Source organism: Alteromonas sp. ABH4_456 (assembly GCF_056160645.1).
This window is the reverse complement of record NZ_JBSWXO010000004.1, coordinates 20,755-40,410: the sequence shown is the minus strand read 5'-3', so window position 1 is coordinate 40,410 and position 19,656 is coordinate 20,755. Positions and strand designations below refer to the sequence as shown.

14 protein-coding genes are annotated in these 19,656 nt (G+C 49.4%); 11 read left to right on the top strand and 3 right to left on the bottom strand.

All coding sequences use genetic code 11. The annotated features are described in order from the left end of the window. Window positions 1-102 precede the first annotated feature (102 nt). Both ACXAG2_RS07605 and ACXAG2_RS07600 read left to right on the top strand, forming a co-directional pair. Window positions 103-2,166, top strand: a complete 2,064-nt coding sequence (locus ACXAG2_RS07605; protein WP_474865694.1) for a hypothetical protein — start codon at window positions 103-105, stop codon at window positions 2,164-2,166. Further along, window positions 2,163-2,471 carry an EscU/YscU/HrcU family type III secretion system export apparatus switch protein gene (locus tag ACXAG2_RS07600; RefSeq protein ID WP_474844574.1) on the top strand — a complete coding sequence of 103 codons (309 nt, stop codon included), beginning with the start codon at window positions 2,163-2,165 and terminating at the stop codon, window positions 2,469-2,471. The genes ACXAG2_RS07605 and ACXAG2_RS07600 overlap by 4 nt, the downstream gene beginning before the upstream one ends. Before the next feature lie 52 nt (window positions 2,472-2,523). Here the strand turns inward: ACXAG2_RS07600 and ACXAG2_RS07595 are convergent, their stop codons facing one another. The 3 genes from ACXAG2_RS07595 to ACXAG2_RS07585 all read right to left on the bottom strand — a co-directional run bounded on the left by ACXAG2_RS07595 (window position 2,524) and on the right by ACXAG2_RS07585 (window position 6,652). Continuing rightward, complete coding sequence (locus ACXAG2_RS07595; RefSeq protein ID WP_474865691.1) at window positions 2,524-4,512, bottom strand: methyl-accepting chemotaxis protein; 1,989 nt, start codon at window positions 4,510-4,512, stop codon at window positions 2,524-2,526. Window positions 4,513-4,890: 378 nt separating this feature from the next. Next, window positions 4,891-5,928: a recombinase RecA gene (gene recA, locus ACXAG2_RS07590; protein WP_119500446.1), complete on the bottom strand. Its 1,038-nt coding sequence runs from the start codon at window positions 5,926-5,928 to the stop codon at window positions 4,891-4,893. Between the two features lie 208 nt (window positions 5,929-6,136). Further along, on the bottom strand, window positions 6,137-6,652 hold the full coding sequence (locus tag ACXAG2_RS07585) for a CinA family protein (protein WP_474866207.1): 516 nt from the start codon (window positions 6,650-6,652) through the stop codon (window positions 6,137-6,139). Between the two features lie 332 nt (window positions 6,653-6,984). On the opposite strand from ACXAG2_RS07585, the gene mutS reads away from it, so the two are divergent. The 9 genes from mutS to ACXAG2_RS07540 all read left to right on the top strand — a co-directional run bounded on the left by mutS (window position 6,985) and on the right by ACXAG2_RS07540 (window position 19,650). Beyond that, window positions 6,985-9,558, top strand: coding sequence for a DNA mismatch repair protein MutS (mutS, locus tag ACXAG2_RS07580; protein ID WP_474866205.1), 2,574 nt, complete (start codon window positions 6,985-6,987; stop codon window positions 9,556-9,558). Window positions 9,559-9,724: 166 nt separating this feature from the next. Continuing rightward, complete coding sequence (locus tag ACXAG2_RS07575; RefSeq protein ID WP_303574471.1) at window positions 9,725-11,356, top strand: CTP synthase; 1,632 nt, start codon at window positions 9,725-9,727, stop codon at window positions 11,354-11,356. 58 nt (window positions 11,357-11,414) lie between these two features. Then, window positions 11,415-12,707, top strand: coding sequence for a phosphopyruvate hydratase (gene eno, locus ACXAG2_RS07570; protein ID WP_119500443.1), 1,293 nt, complete (start codon window positions 11,415-11,417; stop codon window positions 12,705-12,707). 77 nt (window positions 12,708-12,784) lie between these two features. Beyond that, a complete protein-coding gene (locus ACXAG2_RS07565; protein WP_474865688.1) occupies window positions 12,785-13,444 on the top strand; it encodes a hypothetical protein in 660 nt (219 codons plus the stop codon). Window positions 13,445-13,712: 268 nt separating this feature from the next. Continuing rightward, the gene (leuA, locus tag ACXAG2_RS07560; protein WP_474865685.1) at window positions 13,713-15,272 is read left to right on the top strand and encodes a 2-isopropylmalate synthase; all 1,560 of its coding nucleotides are present in this window, start codon (window positions 13,713-13,715) and stop codon (window positions 15,270-15,272) included. Next, a complete protein-coding gene (gene leuB, locus ACXAG2_RS07555; RefSeq protein ID WP_474844571.1) occupies window positions 15,273-16,370 on the top strand; it encodes a 3-isopropylmalate dehydrogenase in 1,098 nt (365 codons plus the stop codon). It begins immediately after the preceding gene. 9 nt (window positions 16,371-16,379) lie between these two features. Next, window positions 16,380-17,780, top strand: coding sequence for a 3-isopropylmalate dehydratase large subunit (gene leuC, locus ACXAG2_RS07550; protein WP_474865682.1), 1,401 nt, complete (start codon window positions 16,380-16,382; stop codon window positions 17,778-17,780). 3 nt (window positions 17,781-17,783) lie between these two features. Then, entirely contained in the window at window positions 17,784-18,386 is a 603-nt protein-coding gene (gene leuD, locus ACXAG2_RS07545; RefSeq protein ID WP_474865680.1) for a 3-isopropylmalate dehydratase small subunit, read from the top strand. Window positions 18,387-18,471: 85 nt separating this feature from the next. Continuing rightward, complete coding sequence (locus ACXAG2_RS07540) at window positions 18,472-19,650, top strand: HD-GYP domain-containing protein (protein WP_474865678.1); 1,179 nt, start codon at window positions 18,472-18,474, stop codon at window positions 19,648-19,650. Window positions 19,651-19,656 lie beyond the last annotated feature (6 nt).

Genomic DNA, 19,656 nt, shown 5'->3' with positions numbered 1-19,656 from the left:
GTATTAAACTTTTTTATGACTTAGTTCAAACTGAAGGACCATTGACAACAGTGAAATGCACAAAATGCTTGAATTTTTCAATTAGTTGCCGATAAATCTGACATGAACTTGCAGATTGCTCAACTGTTTTCGGCGAATGCCACTGCCGCACCGGTTAATGCCGACGCAGGAGCATTGCGTTCAGACACCTTGCAACAGCTGCCTGCAGTAGCCATAACCCGTTTACCCGGTCCGCTTATTCAGTTAACCGGGAACGCCCTCCCTCAGGAGGGACTTGTCGTAAAAGATCCCGGTCTCAGCACATCTCAGCCGCAGGTTTCCCTGGCCAGAACATCAGTCAGTCAGATAACGTTATTTGAACTTCTGCCTGTGAAACACAGTGCAGTGCTGACACAGGCTGACACACAAAGACTGGTTACAGCACTGGCAGAAGGGCTGGCACAGTCGCAGCAACTCAGCCTTGTCAAAAATAATCCGGCCTTATCTCTGGGTGCCATGGTTGAGCAGGCGTCCCCCAAACAACTAACACTCAGGTTACAGTTACCCGGCGCACCAGTGATTAAACTGGATTTACCGGCAACCCAACACGGTGCCACTGAGGCCGGCGATAAATTTTCGTTAAAAATAACGCCTTCAACTGACAACAGGCAGTCAGGATGGCAAATTACCTTAACGCCACAAGGGGAAGGCTCTGCCCAGCCTGCTCAAAGTGTGAATGTACCGGCATCGGCGCCGGTAGTAAAACTGGCTCTGGCAAAAGCGCTGGTCAGTGAAGGGCTCAGCATTGAGGGGAAATTGCAGGGCGCACTGCAGCGTGCATTGCATTTACCTGATGGACCATCAGGCAGTACGGGAAGAGAAACATTACAAACCCTGAATGTCAGCATGCGCGGAACGCAACTATCAGCAACGGGCACCCAAACACGCCCCCTTGCTATGGTCAATTTGCCACCTGCTTTAGCGACATCTGCAAGCAATACTCTGCAGGCTCTTCCGCCGGTCCCGCTTAAACTGGCAGACATTGCAAGCCGGAAAGGGTTGCCGGTATTGCATATCCAACCGCCACCGGATCTGGCGGCTCCGGTAGCCGGTCAGCAAATATCAGGCGCGACATCTAATAATATAAAAGATGTCCTTTCTGCAGGGCCGCTGAACCTGCCGCCCGAACAACTTAGCCGTGTCAGTGAAAATATCCGTCAGCTTTCACGGCAACTTCTCGCAGAAACCGGCTCTACATCAGAAGCACTGACTAAACTGGTTTCTATCCTTACCAAAGCGCCTCCGGGAACGGCTGCCGGCACAAAGGATTTAATGAATGCTTTATCCGCTCAGATAGCCGCTTCGCTTCCTGTTATAAAAACTGCCGCGGGAACTGACAATATTCAACATGCCGTTACCGTTCAAACAGAGACTGGCATTCCGTCTCAGGATACGGCGCAGTCGATTAAACAGCTGTTACAAACGCCTGCTCTGGTCACAACACCAACGAATATTCTTAATCCGCCATCACAATCCGGTTTTGTGAATGCCCTTATCACACTATTACAAATCAGTTTTGCAGGCCGTGCAGTTCGAAATCAACCCGACCTTGCAAAAGCGCTGGATAAAGCTGAATCGGTAATAGTCAGAAGTGGTGCTTCTGCCGGCGGGGGTAGTCCGCCATCAAAAACTGCCGGCGATATGGCGCAAATCGACAGCAGAACCCATTTGCTCGATCATGTTAAGTCACTGCTCGCTAATCATCAGCAACAAAAACTCCAGAGTGCAGAAGCCCGGTTGCAGGGTCAGGACACCTTGTATTATGTGTTGCCTGTAGCCGGTGATGAGCAGCCACCTCCCGAACTGTTTCTTCGTGTCGAAGAACGGGACGCGCGGGAAGAGCAGGCAAAATCGTCCGCACAGAGAATATGGCATCTGACCATGAAACTCAGTGCAGGCGAGTATGGAGAGCTGCTGGCAAAAACTAAAATTGATAAGGACGTTATTCATATCAATGTATACACATCAACAGATGCACTGTTGATAAAGGTTATGGACACCATGCCATGGCTGTTAAAGCGTTTAAAAGGCCTGGGTCTTGAGGTTGAACAGCACAGTTGTCAACGGGGAAAAATACCGCCGTCACTCAAAGATACGCCCTATCAACTGTTCGAGACACTGGTATGAGTGACAAAACACGTAAAGCGATTGGCTTGAGATACAACAGTGGCGAAGCCGGAGCAAAACCTAAAGTCGTGTCAAAAGGGTACGGTGAACTGGCCGGTGAAATCATTCGGGCCGCTGAAGATGCTGGCATTCTTATTCACGAAGATCCCTACCTTTCTGACTTGCTGGCAACATTAGATCTCGGGCAGGAAATCCCGGAATCTCTGTATTATGTAATTGCAGAATTGATTGCCTGGTCCTATGTGCTTCAGGGCAAAATGCCGGAAGGCTGGGAGAACAGCGGGCAACTTCCCCAGCGGGTATAAGCCGGCACAGAAACCTGCCGGCCTGTTTACCCGATACGGCCTGACCGCAAAGTTACAACTTAAACTGTCCCGCCAAATCTCTCAGCTCGGTAGATACACCGCTGAGCTGAGTAGCCTCGGCAGCCAGCTCCTCTGAATGTTCGCTGGTCTTTTCACTCAGATTAATGATTTTAACCAGCGCCTCATCTATTTCAGTTGCCACCACGGTTTGTTGCTCAGTCGCTCTGGCAATTTGTGTACTCTGCGATTGAACAGTACTGATCGAGTGGCTGATATCCCGCAAGGAAGACACCACCAGTTCGGTTTTCTCTACGCCTTTTAATGAGCGCTCTTTACCAGCCTTCATCGCCGTGTCGGTTTCTGATGCCATCTTCTGGAGCTTTTCTACCATCTTGCGGATATCATCAGTGGAGTCCTGAGTCCGCGAAGCCAGCGAGCGTACCTCATCAGCAACGACCGCAAAACCTCTTCCCTGTTCACCGGCACGGGCAGCCTCAATAGCCGCATTCAATGCCAGTAAATTTGTTTGCTCCGCTATGCTGTTGATCACATCAACGACCGCGCCGATATTATCTGACTCCTGGCTCAAACCACTAACTGTCTGAACGCCCTGACTGATTGCGTCTGCAAGAGCATGGATCTCAGTTAACATGTTTTGTGCCTGCGACATGCCGTCTGTCGCCTGCTGCTCTGCTACGGTTGCGGCTCTGCTGGATTCGGCAGCATTAGCTGAAATTTCCTGTACGGTATGCGCCATTTCCGTTACTGCCGTCGACACACTGTCTACTTCAGTTCTTTCCTGATTGATTTCGCGGCTGCTGGCGCCGGACACATCACGCAAGTGGTCTGCGGCCTCAGCGACAGCTCTGGTATGCTGAACAATATCCTGTAGTAATGTATGAATTTTACCGGTAAATACATTGAATTGTTCAGCCAATTGCCCGACTTCATCGCCCGACTTAATTTCAAGACGACGGGTTAAGTCACCATCTCCTGAAGCAATATCAGCCATAGCGTCTTTGAGCTGTAAAATCGGACGGGTGATCACTGCACCAGCAAACCAGGTAACTGCTCCGGCGATAACCAGTACAACCACAGCAACAATTAGTGAAGTATGTAGCGCCTCTTGTACCGGCGCTTCAACCACGGCCTTCGGAACCAGTAATCCCAATGTCCAGTTCATTTGCGGCGAAGCTAGAGTGACATGTTTATAAACAACAAAATAATTTTCATTGTTGTATGAAACTGGCGTCATACCTTCCGGATGGCGGGCAATATCTACGCTTAAAGCTGCAAAGCCATCAGCACCTTTCAGGCTTTTATCAATGGACGCCAGTGGAGATGATAGTGGCAGGGCTTCCCTGCTCCCCGGGAAGTACACAATATTTTGTTCGTCATCGACAAGAAACGCAGCGCCGGCTTTCTCATATTGGATCTCTGACAGCATATCTGCGACTGTGGTGATGAGAATATCCACGCCACCCACTCCCAGAAGCTTACCATCCCGGTACACAGGCCCCTGAACCACCGTCGAAACGCTTCCATCCTGTGAATCTGTCGCCGGAGGTGTGACATAGATGCCCCCTTTTTCTACAGCGGTCAAAAACCACGGGCGCTGATTTGCAAAGTAATTATCTTCTTCACCCACACGGCCCTGCTCATAAAAATACTCTCCGGTACCGGCGGTACCGAAAAAAGCAGACTTAATGTGCTTGTCATTACTGCTGATGGCGCTGAATGACGCAAAAATATCGTCAGCAGCCTCACCACTTAACGTACCGCCACGCTGCGAGTGTTGAGTAAAAAAGTCAGTGAAGAAAGGATTGTTCAGAAATGTAGAAGCGACACCTCCGTAGGTAGCAAAGAAACCTTTTACAGATTCCGCTTCACTGGTAACGAGAAAATGGAGATCCCGCTCAACGGTCTGCCTGGTTTTATCGCTGACAATATTGAGCAGGAAAATCGTTGCTACAATCAGTAACAATGCGATAGCACCGCCAACAATGAGCACAAATTTTTTCTGAAGTGAGAGTGATTTCATAACGCGTTCCCGTGTTTGTGTTTCACCTTCCATATTCGGGAGCTGGTGAAATCTTTTTTATAAATTTATGTTTTTAACGGCAGTCATCTTCACTTCTACAGTAAATTGAACGATAAAAAAGTGCATTCCTCGTCTTTTGTACAGTTCATTACCTACTGATTTTATTGTTCTTTTCATTAGATAACACTAATAAAAGGAGCTAAATGGTCTACAGAGGCCTTCTTACAGGACGGCTCGCCTTTCCGGGTATTGATTTTTTTAAAACCGGTTTTTCACACAAAAAAAGAAGCCAGCTTTTCAGCTGGCTTCTGATTTAATTTACTGTCTATTGATTTGTCGTTTCATGCGCAGCCTTTCACAGGCTGCCGGACATAAATCTTACAATTTCTCTTCTGTTTCGCCTTCGGCTTCTTCAGGCTTCACTGTTTTTTGAGCCAGTAACTCTGCGCGCAGCTTAGTTTCGATGTCATTCGCAATATCAGGGTTATCTTTCAGGAACGCCATTACGTTCGCTTTACCCTGACCAATACGGTCACCGTTGTAGCTATACCAGGCACCGGCTTTATCAACCAGCTTCTGCTTCACACCAAGGTCAATAAGTTCAGCTTCCTTACTGATACCCTCGCCGTAACGAATCATGAATTCCGCCTGCTTAAACGGTGGTGCAACTTTGTTCTTCACCACTTTCACACGGGTTTCGTTACCAACAACCTCATCACCTTCTTTAACCGCACCGATACGACGGATATCCAGACGCACAGAGGCATAGAATTTCAACGCGTTACCACCTGTTGTGGTTTCAGGGTTACCGAACATAACACCAATCTTCATACGGATCTGGTTGATGAAGATACACAGCGTATTCGATTTCTTGATGTTAGCGGTAAGCTTACGCAGTGCCTGAGACATCAGACGTGCCTGAAGACCCACGTGAGAATCACCCATCTCACCTTCAATCTCTGCTTTCGGTGTTAACGCAGCTACCGAGTCAACAATTACTACGTCGACTGCACCGGAACGAACAAGCATGTCACAGATTTCCAGCGCCTGCTCACCGGTATCAGGCTGAGAGACCAGCAGGTCGTCAATGTTTACGCCCAGCTTTCTTGCATAGACAGGATCCAGTGCGTGTTCAGCATCAACGAATGCACAAGTTTTGCCTTTCTTTTGCGCTTCAGCGATAACTTGCAGTGTCAGAGTTGTTTTACCTGATGACTCAGGACCGTAGATTTCAACAACACGCCCGCAAGGTAGACCGCCTATTCCAAGTGCAATGTCGATACTAAGTGAACCGGTAGAAATGGCTTCGATATCATGCGCCTGATTGTCACCCAGACGCATAATGGCACCTTTACCAAATTGCTTTTCAATTTGGCCAAGAGCGGCGGAAAGAGCTTTGTTTTTGTTGTCGTCCACGATATTATCCTCAAGATAATGACTGTCCGGTAGTTACCCTGTCGTTTTACGCTGCCACTTTTACTTCTGTTATTCTTTAACTTCCGCAAAATATGATTCGGTCAGCGCTTCAGTAACTCACGAAACGAAATTCGAATGTTGAATGCATTTTATACTGTATAAGCATACAGTCAAGTAAGATTTCACAATTAGTCTGTCAAATCCCGTTTTATTCAGCAACCAGTCGTTGGTACAGATATGAAATTGCATGGGCGATGGCCTGTTCCCGCACGGTTAACCGGTCACCTGAAAATACGTGACGCTGCGTGATGAGTTCACCGTCTATCATAAAGCCAAACCAAACTGTACCCACCGGCTTTTCCGCCGAACCGCCGCCAGGCCCTGCAATACCACTCACCGACACGCCAACCTGCGCACCACTCTCCTGAACAACTCCCTGCACCATTTCAGCTACAGTTTGTTCCGACACCGCACCAAATTCCGCAAGCGTTTCAGCTTTCACCCCAATAAGTGATTGCTTAGCCTCATTTGAATAAGTGACCCATGATTGATTGAACCAGTCAGAACTACCGGAAACAGAAGTTAATACGTAAGCAATTCCACCACCGGTACAGGACTCAGCACAAGATACATGCCAATTTCGCCGGCGAAGCACATCTCCGGTGGCGACCACCTGTTTAAGTAACGCACTGTCTTGTGAAACAGTTGAAAAATCTGCGCTCATACGAATAATACTCACCAATGAATTAATTCCGTTGTACCATTTTACACGTTTAGCAGACGCCGGAGCGATTAAGTTCAATCCTGTCGGGGAAAGCATTGCTTCCTGTTTCCAATGCAGTTCCATGCTCCGGCCGGAAGCACCTACTGAGAAGGCGCGCGTACGGAATACGAGGACTGCATTTGAAACCGTCTGCCGCAGGGAAGCGGCAGTCGAGGCCCCATGGATGGGTTTACGCCGTGTTTCAAATGCAGTTCCGTCTTCCGGACAGAAGCGCCTTCGCTAGCAAACAGTATCAACATAACAAAGAGGTTTTCTTGGAATCACATACGCCGATGATGCGCCAGTATCTGGCTATAAAAGCACAACATCCTAATATTTTACTGTTTTACCGGATGGGAGACTTTTATGAACTCTTCTATGACGATGCCAAAAAGGCCGCACACCTGCTGGATATTTCATTAACAGCCAGAGGCAAATCCGGCGGTGAACCCATTCCCATGGCGGGAGTGCCTTATCACGCAGTGGAAGGTTACCTGGCGCGCCTTGTAAAAATGGGCGAATCGGTGGCGATTTGTGAACAGGTGGGCGATCCTGCTACCAGCAAAGGGCCAGTAGAACGTCAGGTTCAGCGTATTGTCACCCCGGGTACAGTCACCGATGAAGCACTATTAGAAGAGCGCCGTGATAATCTGCTTGCTGCAGTGTGCGGTCACAGCATGCAGTACGGCGTTGCCACCCTCGATATCAGCAGCGGACGTTTTCTGGTGGTTGAATGTGACAGCGACGAACAATTGCTGGCCGAGTTACAACGCCTTAATCCTGCGGAACTGCTTTATCCGGAAGGATTCGAAGGTTTACCTCTTATTGAAAAACGAAAAGGTTTACGTCGCCGTCCAGAATGGGAGTTTGATCCGCAAACGGCTACAGAGCAACTCAATCAGCAATTCGGCACCAAATCACTGGATGGTTTCGGGATCAGCGGCTTAGATAAAGCCACCGGCGCAGCCGGCTGTGTACTGCAATACGTTAAAGATACCCAACGTACTGCCCTGCCCCATATTCGCAGTATTCATCGTGAACAGCAGGAAACACGTATTCAGCTAGATGCAGCCACGCGAAGAAACCTGGAATTAACCGCCAATTTATCAGGCAGTCAGGAAAATACCCTGTTCAGCGTGCTGGATTCTACCGCCACCCCCATGGGCAGCAGATTACTTCAACGCTATTTGCACGCCCCCATTACCGATCATTATGAGCTCACCCGACGCCAGCAGGCCATCGGCAAACTGATTGAACAGGGCCATGAAGGTATCGCCGATACACTAAAACGCATTGGTGACATAGAACGTATCATGGCGCGGTTGGCCCTGCGTTCAGCCCGTCCCAGGGATTTCTCCCGTTTACGCAATGCGTTTAACGAATTGCCCGGACTGCTCGACCAGTTATCCTCTCTTGAGGATCCGTTATGTGCAGATCTGGCCAATGCTGTCAGCACCTATCCTGAATTACAAAGCCTGTTAAATGAGGCTATCGTAGATAACCCTCCGGTTGTGATCCGCGATGGTGGTGTTATCGCTGAAGGTTTTAATGAAGAGCTGGATGAATTGCGGGCGCTGTCAAGGGGAGCCACGGATTACCTGGATGCTCTGGAAGTCAGAGAACGGGAGCGCACCGGCGTCTCAACTCTGAAAGTGGGCTACAACAAAGTGCATGGCTTTTTTATCGAATTAAGCCGCGCAAACAGTGGCGCAGCCCCGGCAGACTATATCCGCCGTCAAACGTTGAAGAACACCGAGCGTTACATTACGCCTGAGCTGAAAGAACATGAAGATAAAGTACTGACCAGTCAGGGCCGGGCGCTGGCTCTGGAAAAGCAGCTTTATGAAGGATTATTCGATGCCTTCCAGCCTCAGCTTACTAAGCTGATAAACACAGCTGAAGCACTGGCTAAACTGGATGTGATTCAGTGTTTTGCCGACCGGGCGACCGCGCTCGACTTACATTGCCCTACCCTCACAGATAACCGTGAAATCATTTATGAAGCCGGTCGGCATCCTGTGGTTGAGCAGGTCATGACGGACCCGTTTATTGCCAACCCGGTAACACTGGACACCAAACAGCGCATGCTTGTTATTACCGGTCCGAACATGGGCGGTAAATCAACGTACATGCGTCAGACCGCTCTGATTGTATTGATGGCATACCTTGGGTGTTACGTACCTGCAGAAAATGCAAAAATCGGCCGTGTGGATCGTATTTTCACACGTATTGGTGCATCAGATGACCTGGCGTCAGGGCGTTCTACCTTCATGGTGGAAATGACCGAGACCGCCAATATTTTGCATAATGCCACTGAGCACTCGCTGGTATTAATGGATGAAATCGGGCGCGGCACCAGTACATACGATGGCTTATCTCTCGCCTGGGCATGTGCCTGCTTCCTGGCAAGGGAGATTAATGCTTATACCTTGTTTGCCACCCATTATTTTGAACTGACACAATTAGCTGATTCTGAAGAAGGCGTGGTCAATGTGCATTTAGATGCCGTAGAGCACGACGATACCATCCGCTTTATGCATACTGTAGAAACCGGTGCGGCCAGCAAAAGCTATGGCTTACAGGTTGCCCAGCTTGCCGGCGTTCCCCGCCCGGTAATCAATGCTGCCCGGGCTAAATTGCATGAACTGGAAAACCGGGCACCACAGGAAGACGCCCCGGCCATAAAGGAAACAAAAACGTCGTCAGATTCCGGAGCTCCCACGACCAGAGCCGGACAATCGGAAATGCACTTTACCGATATGCCTGCCCCGCTGCGGGATGCACTGAATAATTTGTCTCCCGATGAGCTTTCTCCCAGGCAGGCACTGGATTTAATTTATACGCTAAAACGGCTAAGTCAGGCGTGATACTTAAGGCTTTATTAATTTACCTGAAATAAACCCGCCAGCCCGGCAGGCAAACCGATTGTTTGCCTGCTACTCTTTCGCTATAATATTGCGCCGTCCAGGTGCTTAGTTCGGTTTTCGCAACTCTCAGCACATTAGCCAAAAATTCCAACGCCTTAGGTTTCGCATGACAAATTATATTTTCGTCACCGGTGGTGTCGTATCATCGCTTGGTAAAGGTATTGCTGCCGCGTCGTTAGCAGCTATTCTTGAAGCGCGTGGTCTCACCGTTACGATGTTAAAACTGGATCCGTATATCAACGTTGATCCGGGAACAATGAGCCCAATCCAGCACGGGGAAGTGTTTGTCACGGATGATGGCGCAGAAACCGATTTAGATTTAGGTCACTACGAGCGTTTTATCCGCACCCGTATGACCAAGCGTAATAACTTCACCACGGGCCGGGTTTACGAAGAAGTATTACGCCGTGAAAGACGTGGTGACTATTTAGGTGCAACCATCCAGGTCATCCCGCACATCACCAACGAAATTAAGCGTCGCGTTATCGACGGTGCAGAAGGTCACGATGTGGCAATTGTTGAAGTAGGCGGTACAGTAGGTGATATTGAATCACAACCGTTCCTGGAAGCTATCCGCCAGTTAGGTACAGAAGTCGGCCGCGAGCGCGCCATGTTCATGCACCTGACGCTGGTACCTTACATGCCGGCTTCCGGCGAAGTGAAAACTAAGCCTACTCAGCACTCTGTAAAAGAGCTGCGTTCTATCGGTATTCAACCGGACATCCTGGTTTGCCGTTCTGTTGGCGCACTGCCGGCTACCGAACGTTCTAAGATTGCCCTGTTCACTAACGTGGCAGATAAAGCCGTTATCTCACTGAAAGACGTAGACAGCATCTACCGTATCCCGGCTGCGCTTAAAGCACAGGGTATGGACCAGCTGGTTGTTGACCGTTTCCGTCTGGATTGCAAAGAAGCGGATCTGACCGAATGGGAACAGGTACTTTATGCAGAGTCTAACCCTACTGCAGAAGTGAATATCGGTATGGTGGGCAAATATGTTGAATTGCCTGACGCGTACAAATCTGTCAATGAGGCATTAAAACATGCCGGTCTGAAAAACCGCCTGACAGTGAATATTCACTATGTCGATTCTCAGGACGTTGAAACAAAAGGTACACAAATTTTAGAACACCTGGATGCTATCTTAGTACCCGGCGGTTTCGGTGAACGCGGTATCGAAGGCAAAATTGCAGCAGCACGCTATGCCCGCGAGAATAAAGTCCCTTATTTGGGAATTTGTCTGGGTATGCAGGTTGCTTTAATTGAATTTGCCCGCAATGTAGCTGGTATGGAAAACGCAAACAGCACCGAATTTGATCCTAAAACACCGTTCCCGGTTGTTGGTTTGATCACTGAATGGCTGGATGCAGACGGCTCTACCGAACAGCGCGATGCCTCTTCAGATTTAGGCGGCACTATGCGTTTAGGCAGCCAGCTTTGTCACCTGATCCCTGGCAGCAAAGTCTGTGAAACCTACGGCAGCGAAGAGATTTACGAACGCCACCGTCACCGTTACGAAGTAAACAATAACCTTCGTGACCAGATTGAAGCTGCGGGCCTGAAAGTAAGTGGTTTGTCCACCGACAAACGCCTTGTAGAAGTGATCGAAATCCCTGACCATCCATGGTTTGTTGCCGGTCAGTTCCACCCGGAGTTTACTTCTACGCCCCGTGATGGCCACCCGCTGTTTAAAGGATTTGTAGAAGCTGCCGGGAAATACCAGAAAGAAAATCACTGATTCTAAAAAGCAGAAGGCTTACTCCCGTTGCCTTCTGCACAAACGTTGAGGAAATAAAATGGCGAAGATTGCTCGCATTGTAGGACGCGAAATCCTGGACTCTCGTGGTAACCCCACTGTAGAGGCAGACGTTTACCTTGATTCAGGCGCAATGGGTCGTGCCGCTGCACCATCCGGTGCATCAACTGGTTCACGTGAAGCACTGGAACTGCGTGACGGTGATAAAAGCCGTTACCTGGGCAAAGGCGTAGAAAAAGCCGTTGCTGCAGTAAACGACATCATTGCTCCGGCGCTGGCTGGCATGGATCCACTGGCACAAACTGACGTTGATAACAAAATGTTAGAGCTGGACGGTACAGAGAACAAAGAAAAGCTGGGTGCAAATGCGATCCTGGCGGTTTCTCTGGCTGTTGCCAAAGCGGCTGCAATTGAAAAAGGCGTTGCACTTTACGAGCACATCGCTGACTTAAACGGTACGTCAGGTCAGTACTCTATGCCTGTACCTATGATGAACATCATCAACGGTGGCGAACACGCTGACAACAACGTAGACATTCAGGAATTCATGGTTCAGCCAGTTGGCGCGAAGAGCTTCAAAGAAGCCCTGCGCATGGGTGCGGAAATTTTCCATAACCTGAAAAAAGTACTGTCTGCTAAAGGCCTGAACACAGCAGTAGGTGACGAAGGTGGTTTTGCACCTAACCTGAGCTCTAACGCTGAAGCGCTGGCTGTTATTGTAGAAGCCGTTGAAAAAGCGGGCTACAAAATGAACGAAGATATCACGCTGGCGCTGGACTGTGCGGCGTCTGAATTCTACAAAGACGGCAAATATGTGCTGTCTGGTGAAGACAAGTCTTTTGACTCAGAAACCTTTGGTGACTACCTGGCTGAACTGGCTGAACAGTACCCTATCGTTTCTATCGAAGACGGTCTGGACGAGAGTGACTGGGACGGTTGGGCAAGCCTGACTAAGAAGATTGGTGACAAAGTACAACTGGTTGGTGACGACCTGTTTGTGACTAACACCAAAATCCTGTCCCGTGGTATTGAGAATGGTATCGGTAACTCCATCCTGATTAAATTCAACCAGATCGGTTCACTGACCGAAACCCTGAATGCAATCAAGATGGCGAAAGATGCAGGTTTTACTGCGGTTATCTCTCACCGTTCAGGTGAAACCGAAGATGCGACTATCGCAGACCTGGCGGTTGGTACTGCAGCGGGTCAAATCAAGACCGGTTCTCTGTGCCGTTCTGACCGTGTTGCCAAGTACAACCAGTTACTGCGTATCGAGCAGGCACTGGGCGACAAAGCGGTATATCCGGGTCGCAGTGCAATCAAAGGTCAATAATGACATGAACGGGTAGCGCTGGCTACCCGTTCTTTTTAATGCTACTTTACTGATATTCTTCATAATCCTTTGTAGCCATGTCGTCAGGTTCTCACACGTCGTCCAGTCAGACTGATATTTTTGCTGCCACCGGCGCAACCGACGATTCTCCGGTCTTCACAGAAATTTGTAATGCCCTTTACGAGCGCGAGTTGCTGGTGCTTTCACAAGCGTCCGCTGCGCAGATATCCTACCTCCAACGCAGACTGGCCGCACTTCCTCACCGGATCCAACGGGCAGCCCACTATCTGGCAAACCACAAAACACCGCTTGCAGTAGACAGTCACAACGGTACCTGGCAATGTAAACAGGCACCTAAATGTCCAGCCCATAAAATTACGCCGGAGGACACGCTGGTTTGGTATACAAGCCATGCAGCCTATGGTTTACCCGTACCGGTAAGATTACTTCGCTTTGATGAAGAGCATATCGAGCTGGACTCTATTGACCGTGTCCAGCCTGAGAATGAAATGGTGCACACCAATAAGTATGGCTGGTTTACTTTTGATGGTGTGAGTCAGGCTAACAATACAGACACCGACTATACACTACTGAAACCCACCAAAGCTGTGATGGCTGCCGCATGCTGCGGACACCGCTGGAATCACAAAGGCAGACTGGCCCCACGCACACTCTCATTAAGAGAATTATTGCTTTCCACCACGGTAAAGTGGAAAAAATTCACCTTAAATACCTGACCAACCAAACAGAGTTAGGATAAATATAACCAATTATTATATTCATGATGGCAAAGAAAGGTTGACCTGTGGCCCCTGTATGGTTACATTGACGGCTATCAATTGGATGCCCGTGAAATTCGCATAATTATGCAACATTTTTTACTTTCTCTTCTACTCCTTATGGCAGCAAGACTGCACGGGTAGAATGCATCCAGTAAGAGGAATTACAATAAACCCGTGCATCGCACGGGTTTTTTTTTACTAATTATCACCACGAGTACAAGCCATGACGAATCAAGTAAAAATCTTTGATACCACGTTACGCGACGGCGAGCAGGCACTGCCCGCCAGTTTAAGTGCCAAAGAAAAATTGCAGATCGCTCTGGCCCTCGAACGTCTGGGCGTAGACATCATCGAAGCGGGTTTCCCGGTATCTTCGCCGGGTGATTTTAAATCCGTGCAGATGATTGCCCGCGAAGTGAAAAACAGTGTGGTTTGCGGTTTATCCCGTGCCCTTGAAAAAGACATCGATGCATGTGGCCAGGCGCTGAGTGTCGCTAAACAATTCCGTATCCATACCTTTATCGCCACATCTGAAATTCATGTTGGTGCCAAACTCAGAAAATCACAGGACGAAGTCGTTGATATGGCAGTAGCTGCAGTAAAGCATGCCCGCCGCTACACCGACGATGTGGAATTTTCCTGTGAAGATGCCGGCCGTACCCACATCGATTATCTTTGCCGCATGGTTGAAGCCGCTATCAATGCCGGTGCCACTACCGTAAATATTCCGGATACCGTGGGCTACACAACACCCACCGAGTTCGGCGGCATCATTGGCAACCTGTTTAACCGCGTACCGAATATCGATAAAGCCACGATTTCCGTGCACTGTCACAACGATTTAGGTCTGGCGGTTGCCAACTCGCTGGCGGCTGTCGAGCAAGGTGCCCGTCAGGTAGAATGTACCATTAACGGTATCGGTGAGCGTGCAGGAAACTGTTCACTGGAAGAAATCGCGATGATTCTTCAAACCCGCGAAGCTATGCTGGGCATGCAAACCAACATCAATTCCACTGAAATTTTCCGTACCTCCAAGCTGGTCAGCCAGTTGTGTAATATGCCGGTTCAGTCGAACAAAGCCATTGTGGGAGCAAACGCTTTCAGTCACTCCTCGGGTATCCACCAGGACGGTGTATTAAAAGCGCAAAATACCTATGAAATCATGACACCGGAAAGTGTGGGTATTAATAAAAACAACCTGAACCTGACATCGCGCTCCGGTCGTCACGTTATTAAGCACCGTTTAACAGAGCTGGGCTACAAGGCGGAAGACTACGACCTGGAAACGGTTTACACCGCATTCCTTGCGCTGGCCGATAAGAAAGGGCAGGTTTACGATTACGATTTGGAAGCCTTGCTGTTTTTCGATCAGCAAAAACACGAAGACGCGTATTACCAGCTGTCTTATCTGCAGGCCAACTCTGGCCGGGAAATCATTCCCAGTGCCACTGTACGTTTACAGGTCGGCAGCGAAACCGTTACCAAAACAGCCATCGGTAACGGTCCGGTGGATGCCGCCTTTAATGCCATTATTTCTATTCTGGGCCATGAAGACCTGGAAGTGGTCGACTTTAAACTGGACTCGAAAGGTGAAGGCGCTGACGCCCTTGCCCAGGTCGGTGTTATCGCCGAGTACAAAGGCCGCCGTTTCCACGGTATCGGCCTGGCCACAGACATTGTCGAAGCCGGGGTTAAAGCCCTTATCTTCGTACTGAACAATACACATGTTGCTGACCAGATTGATCAGCAAAAGATTCAACAAGAACGCGTTGCAGGAGTATAAATGAGCGAATTCAATATTGCCGTACTCGCCGGAGACGGTATCGGCCCGGAAGTCATGCAGGAAGCCAACAAGGTCCTGGATGCCGTTGAGAGCAAATTCAAAGTGACTTTCAACCGGACCGCGTATCCGGTCGGTGGCTATGCCATTGATACTGAAGGTGAAGCATTACCGCCAGCTACCCTGCAAGGTTGTGAACAGGCCGACGCGATTTTATTCGGTTCAATCGGTGGACCAAAATGGGATTCCCTGCCACTGGAGCAACGCCCTGAACGTGCAGCACTGTTAACCCTGCGCAGTCATTTCGATTTGTTCAGTAACCTGCGTCCTGCCAAAATCTATCCGGGCCTTGAGAACTTATCCCCGCTGCGTGCAGATATTGCCGCCAGCGGTGTGGATGTACTGGTTGTCCGTGAGCTGACCAGCGGTATCTATTTCGGTCAGCCTAAGGGTCGTGACGGCGAAGGTGAAGAAGAATACGCCTTTGATACCATGCGCTATTCAAAACGGGAAATTCGCAGAATTGCCGTATCCGCCTTTGAAGCTGCACAAAAGCGCCGTGGCAAAGTTACCTCGGTAGATAAAGCCAACGTACTGGTATGCAGCCGTTTGTGGCGCGAAGTCACTGAAGAAGTCGCCAAAGACTATCCTGATGTGGAACTTGAGCACATCTATATTGATAACGCGACCATGCAGGTGATGAAAAACCCGGCCCAATTCGACGTGATGTTATGCTCTAACCTGTTCGGCGACATCATTTCAGACGAATGCGCCATGATGACCGGTTCCATGGGTCTGCTCGCGTCTGCCAGTATGAACGAAGAAGGCTTTGGCTTATACGAGCCGGCCGGTGGTTCTGCACCTGACATTGCCGGCCAGGGTATTGCTAACCCTATCGCTCAGGTGTTGTCAGCAGCCATGATGTTGCGTTTCAGCTTAAACCTGCAAGATGCTGCAGACGCTATCGAAAAAGCGGTTGTAGCCACGTTAGAAGCCGGTGTATTAACCGGTGAATTGTTACCTGAGAATAAACGCGCACAAGCGTCCACCACGGCTCAGGTCGGCGATGAAATTGTCAAACAGATTTTAAATCAGGAGTAACAGACCGTCATGGCCAAGACCTTATATGACAAAGTCTGGGAAGCACACGTTGTAGACCAGATTGGCGAAGACAGCTTATTGTATATCGATCGTCACCTGATCCATGAAGTGACTTCGCCTCAGGCGTTCGCAGGTTTGAATGAAAAAGGCCGTAAAGTGCGTCGACCTGACCGTACATTCGGCACCATGGACCACAGTATCTCTACCCGCTCGCTGGCCATTGACGCCTGCGGTCCGCAAAATGCGTTACAGTTACAAACGCTGGCGAAGAACTGTGAAGAACATGGCGTTAAGCTATTCCCGGTGGGTCACCAGAAACAAGGGATAGTTCACGTAATGGGTCCTGAACTGGGTTTAATCCTGCCCGGCGTTACCGCAGTATGTGGTGACTCGCACACTGCAACCCACGGCGCATTCGGGGCCTTAGCATTCGGTATCGGTACATCTCAGGTTGAGCATGTACTGGCCACACAAACCCTGAAACAAAGTAAAGCGAAAAGCATGCTGATTAATGTGCACGGTAAATTACCGGTGGGCATTACGGCAAAAGATATCATTCTGGCCATTATAGGCAAAATCGGACACGCCGGCGCTACCGGTTATGTTATTGAGTACGCCGGTGAAGCCATCCGCTCTCTGACAATGGAAGAGCGCATGACTATCTGTAACATGAGTATCGAAGCCGGTGCGAAAGCCGGTATGGTTGCGCCGGATGAGACCACATTTAACTACGCGAAAGGCCGTGAATATGCACCTTCCGGCGAAGCGTGGGATGACGCCGTTGCATACTGGAAAACACTGTACAGTGAAGATGGTGCGAAATTCGACAGCGTTGTTGAATTAAATGCCGCTGATATCGCACCACAGGTCACCTGGGGCACTAACCCGGGTCAGGTAATTGGTGTGGATACACCGGTACCTGCGGCTGACGCCTTCAGCGATGCGGTAGAGAAAGAGAGCGCGAGAAAAGCCCTGTCGTACATGGGCTTATCTGCCGGCGACAAGCTGGAAGATGTAGCCATCAGTCATGTATTTATCGGCTCTTGTACCAATGGTCGTATTGAAGACATGCGTGCTGCTGCATTCATCGCCAAACAGGGCAAAGTCGCTGACAACGTCACCGCGATTGTTGTACCGGGCTCCGGTGCGGTTAAACGTCAGGCGGAAGCAGAAGGTCTCGATAAGATCTTTACCGATGCAGGGTTCGAGTGGCGTTTGCCGGGTTGTTCGATGTGTCTGGGCATGAATGATGACATTCTTCAGGCCGGTGACCGTTGTGCTTCAACCAGTAACCGTAACTTTGAAGGCCGTCAGGGCCGCGGTGCCCGTACTCACCTGGTGAGCCCTGCGATGGCAGCTGCCGCTGCGTTGAAAGGCCGTTTCGCCGATGTCAGAGAATTTCAGGAGTAAATCATGAGTCAAGGTTTTACTACACACACCGGCCGCGCCTGCCCCCTTGATCAGGCTAACGTCGATACCGATCAGATTATCCCGAAACAGTTTCTTACTGGCGTAACACGCAGCGGATACGGTAAACATTTGTTTCACGACTGGCGCTATCTGGACTTGCATGAAAAAGAACCCAATCCAGATTTCGTGTTAAATAAACCGGAACACGCCGGCGCAAGTATTCTGATGTCGCGGGAAAATTTTGGTTGTGGTTCCAGCCGGGAACACGCGCCCTGGGCACTGGCAGATTTTGGTTTTGATGCCGTTATCGCCACATCCTTCGCTGACATTTTCTACGGCAACTGTATTAACAACCAGTTGCTGCCGGTTGCTCTGACATCAGCGCAAATGGATGAGCTGTTTGCCATTGTCAAAACCAATCCGGAAACCGCTGTGGAAATCGATTTGCCGGCACAAACAGTGAAAGCAGGCGATGCAGTATTTAGCTTTGATATACTTGCACACCACAAAAACAATCTGATCAAAGGCTTAGATGCTATTGGTCAGACGCTGGAACTGACAGAGACCATCGAATCATACGAAAGTAGACAACCAGTCTGGCTTTAATTTTTTCGATATCAACTATACTCAAAGGGCGATGCATCAGCATCGCCCTTTTTTTCGGCCCCGGCTTCTGCTCAGGTAACATTGCATGCTAAAAAACGTGACTATTGATGAACTCATTCCGGGTATGTACGTCAATCAGGTTTTAGAACAAACCGGACAATTACGCGTGCGCTCCAGCGGCGTGGTGAAATCACCGGTCTCCATCGGTAAGCTGAAGGAAATGGGGATCACCGTGGTAGAAGTCGACTTTGCCAGAAGTCAGTTGCCGGAAGCAGCAATGGTCAGTGACCAGGTGCCCGCCCCTTCACCTGCCACACAGTCTAATTCAGACGCTCTGAATGCCGCCAGCGTACTTTATGAAGAAGCCGTGAGCTTACAGCAGTCTTTCATCACTTCGCTCAACAAGGGCGCTCCTAATGATCTCTCGCAGGCTTCAGACCTGTCATCCAGCATCATTGATGCAGTTTTCGATAATCAGGATGCCATGTCCTGCCTGACAATGATAAAGAATTCAGATCAATACCTGCTTGAACATTCGATTAACTGTTCCATCCTGATGGCTATGTTTGCCCAGCATCTTGGTTATGATCGGGATACGATTGATGAAGCTTGTATGGGCGCATTGCTTATGGATGTGGGTATGTCGCAGATCCCACAGGAACTGAGGCATAAAAATGGAAAACTGAGTCAGGCCGATTGGGATATGGTGAAAAGCCATGTTGATATTGGCGTGGAACTGGTAGAGCAAGGGGAACAAATTTCAGATTTGGCTTTGTCGGTCATATCACAACACCACGAGAGGGAAGACGGTTCCGGCTACCCGAAAGCACTGAAGAGTGACACCATCTCCCCCCTGTCAAAAATGGCGGCTATTGTGGACTGTTACGATGCGATGATTTCCAACCGTCCTCACAAAGACAGCATTACACCGGCCCTTGCGCTGAAAAGGCTGGCTAAAGATCCGTCTCTTGACAGAGTGTTAGTTAAACAGTTCGTGCAGTGTGTCGGTGTTCACCCCGTGGGCTCGCTGGTAAAACTGAAAAGCGGGAGACTGGGGATCATCAGTAAACAAAATCCCGACGATCTCACCTCACCGGTGGTAATGACTTTCTACAGCATTACCGGAGGTCACTTCAGTGAAATTAAACGCATTGATTTGCTTACTGTCGACGATGAAATTGAGTCAGGTGTCCGCCCTGATGATTTTGGCATTAATCTGCCGAAATTTTTCAAAGATGTATTTATCAGCCAGGTGCCGGGCTGAAACCCG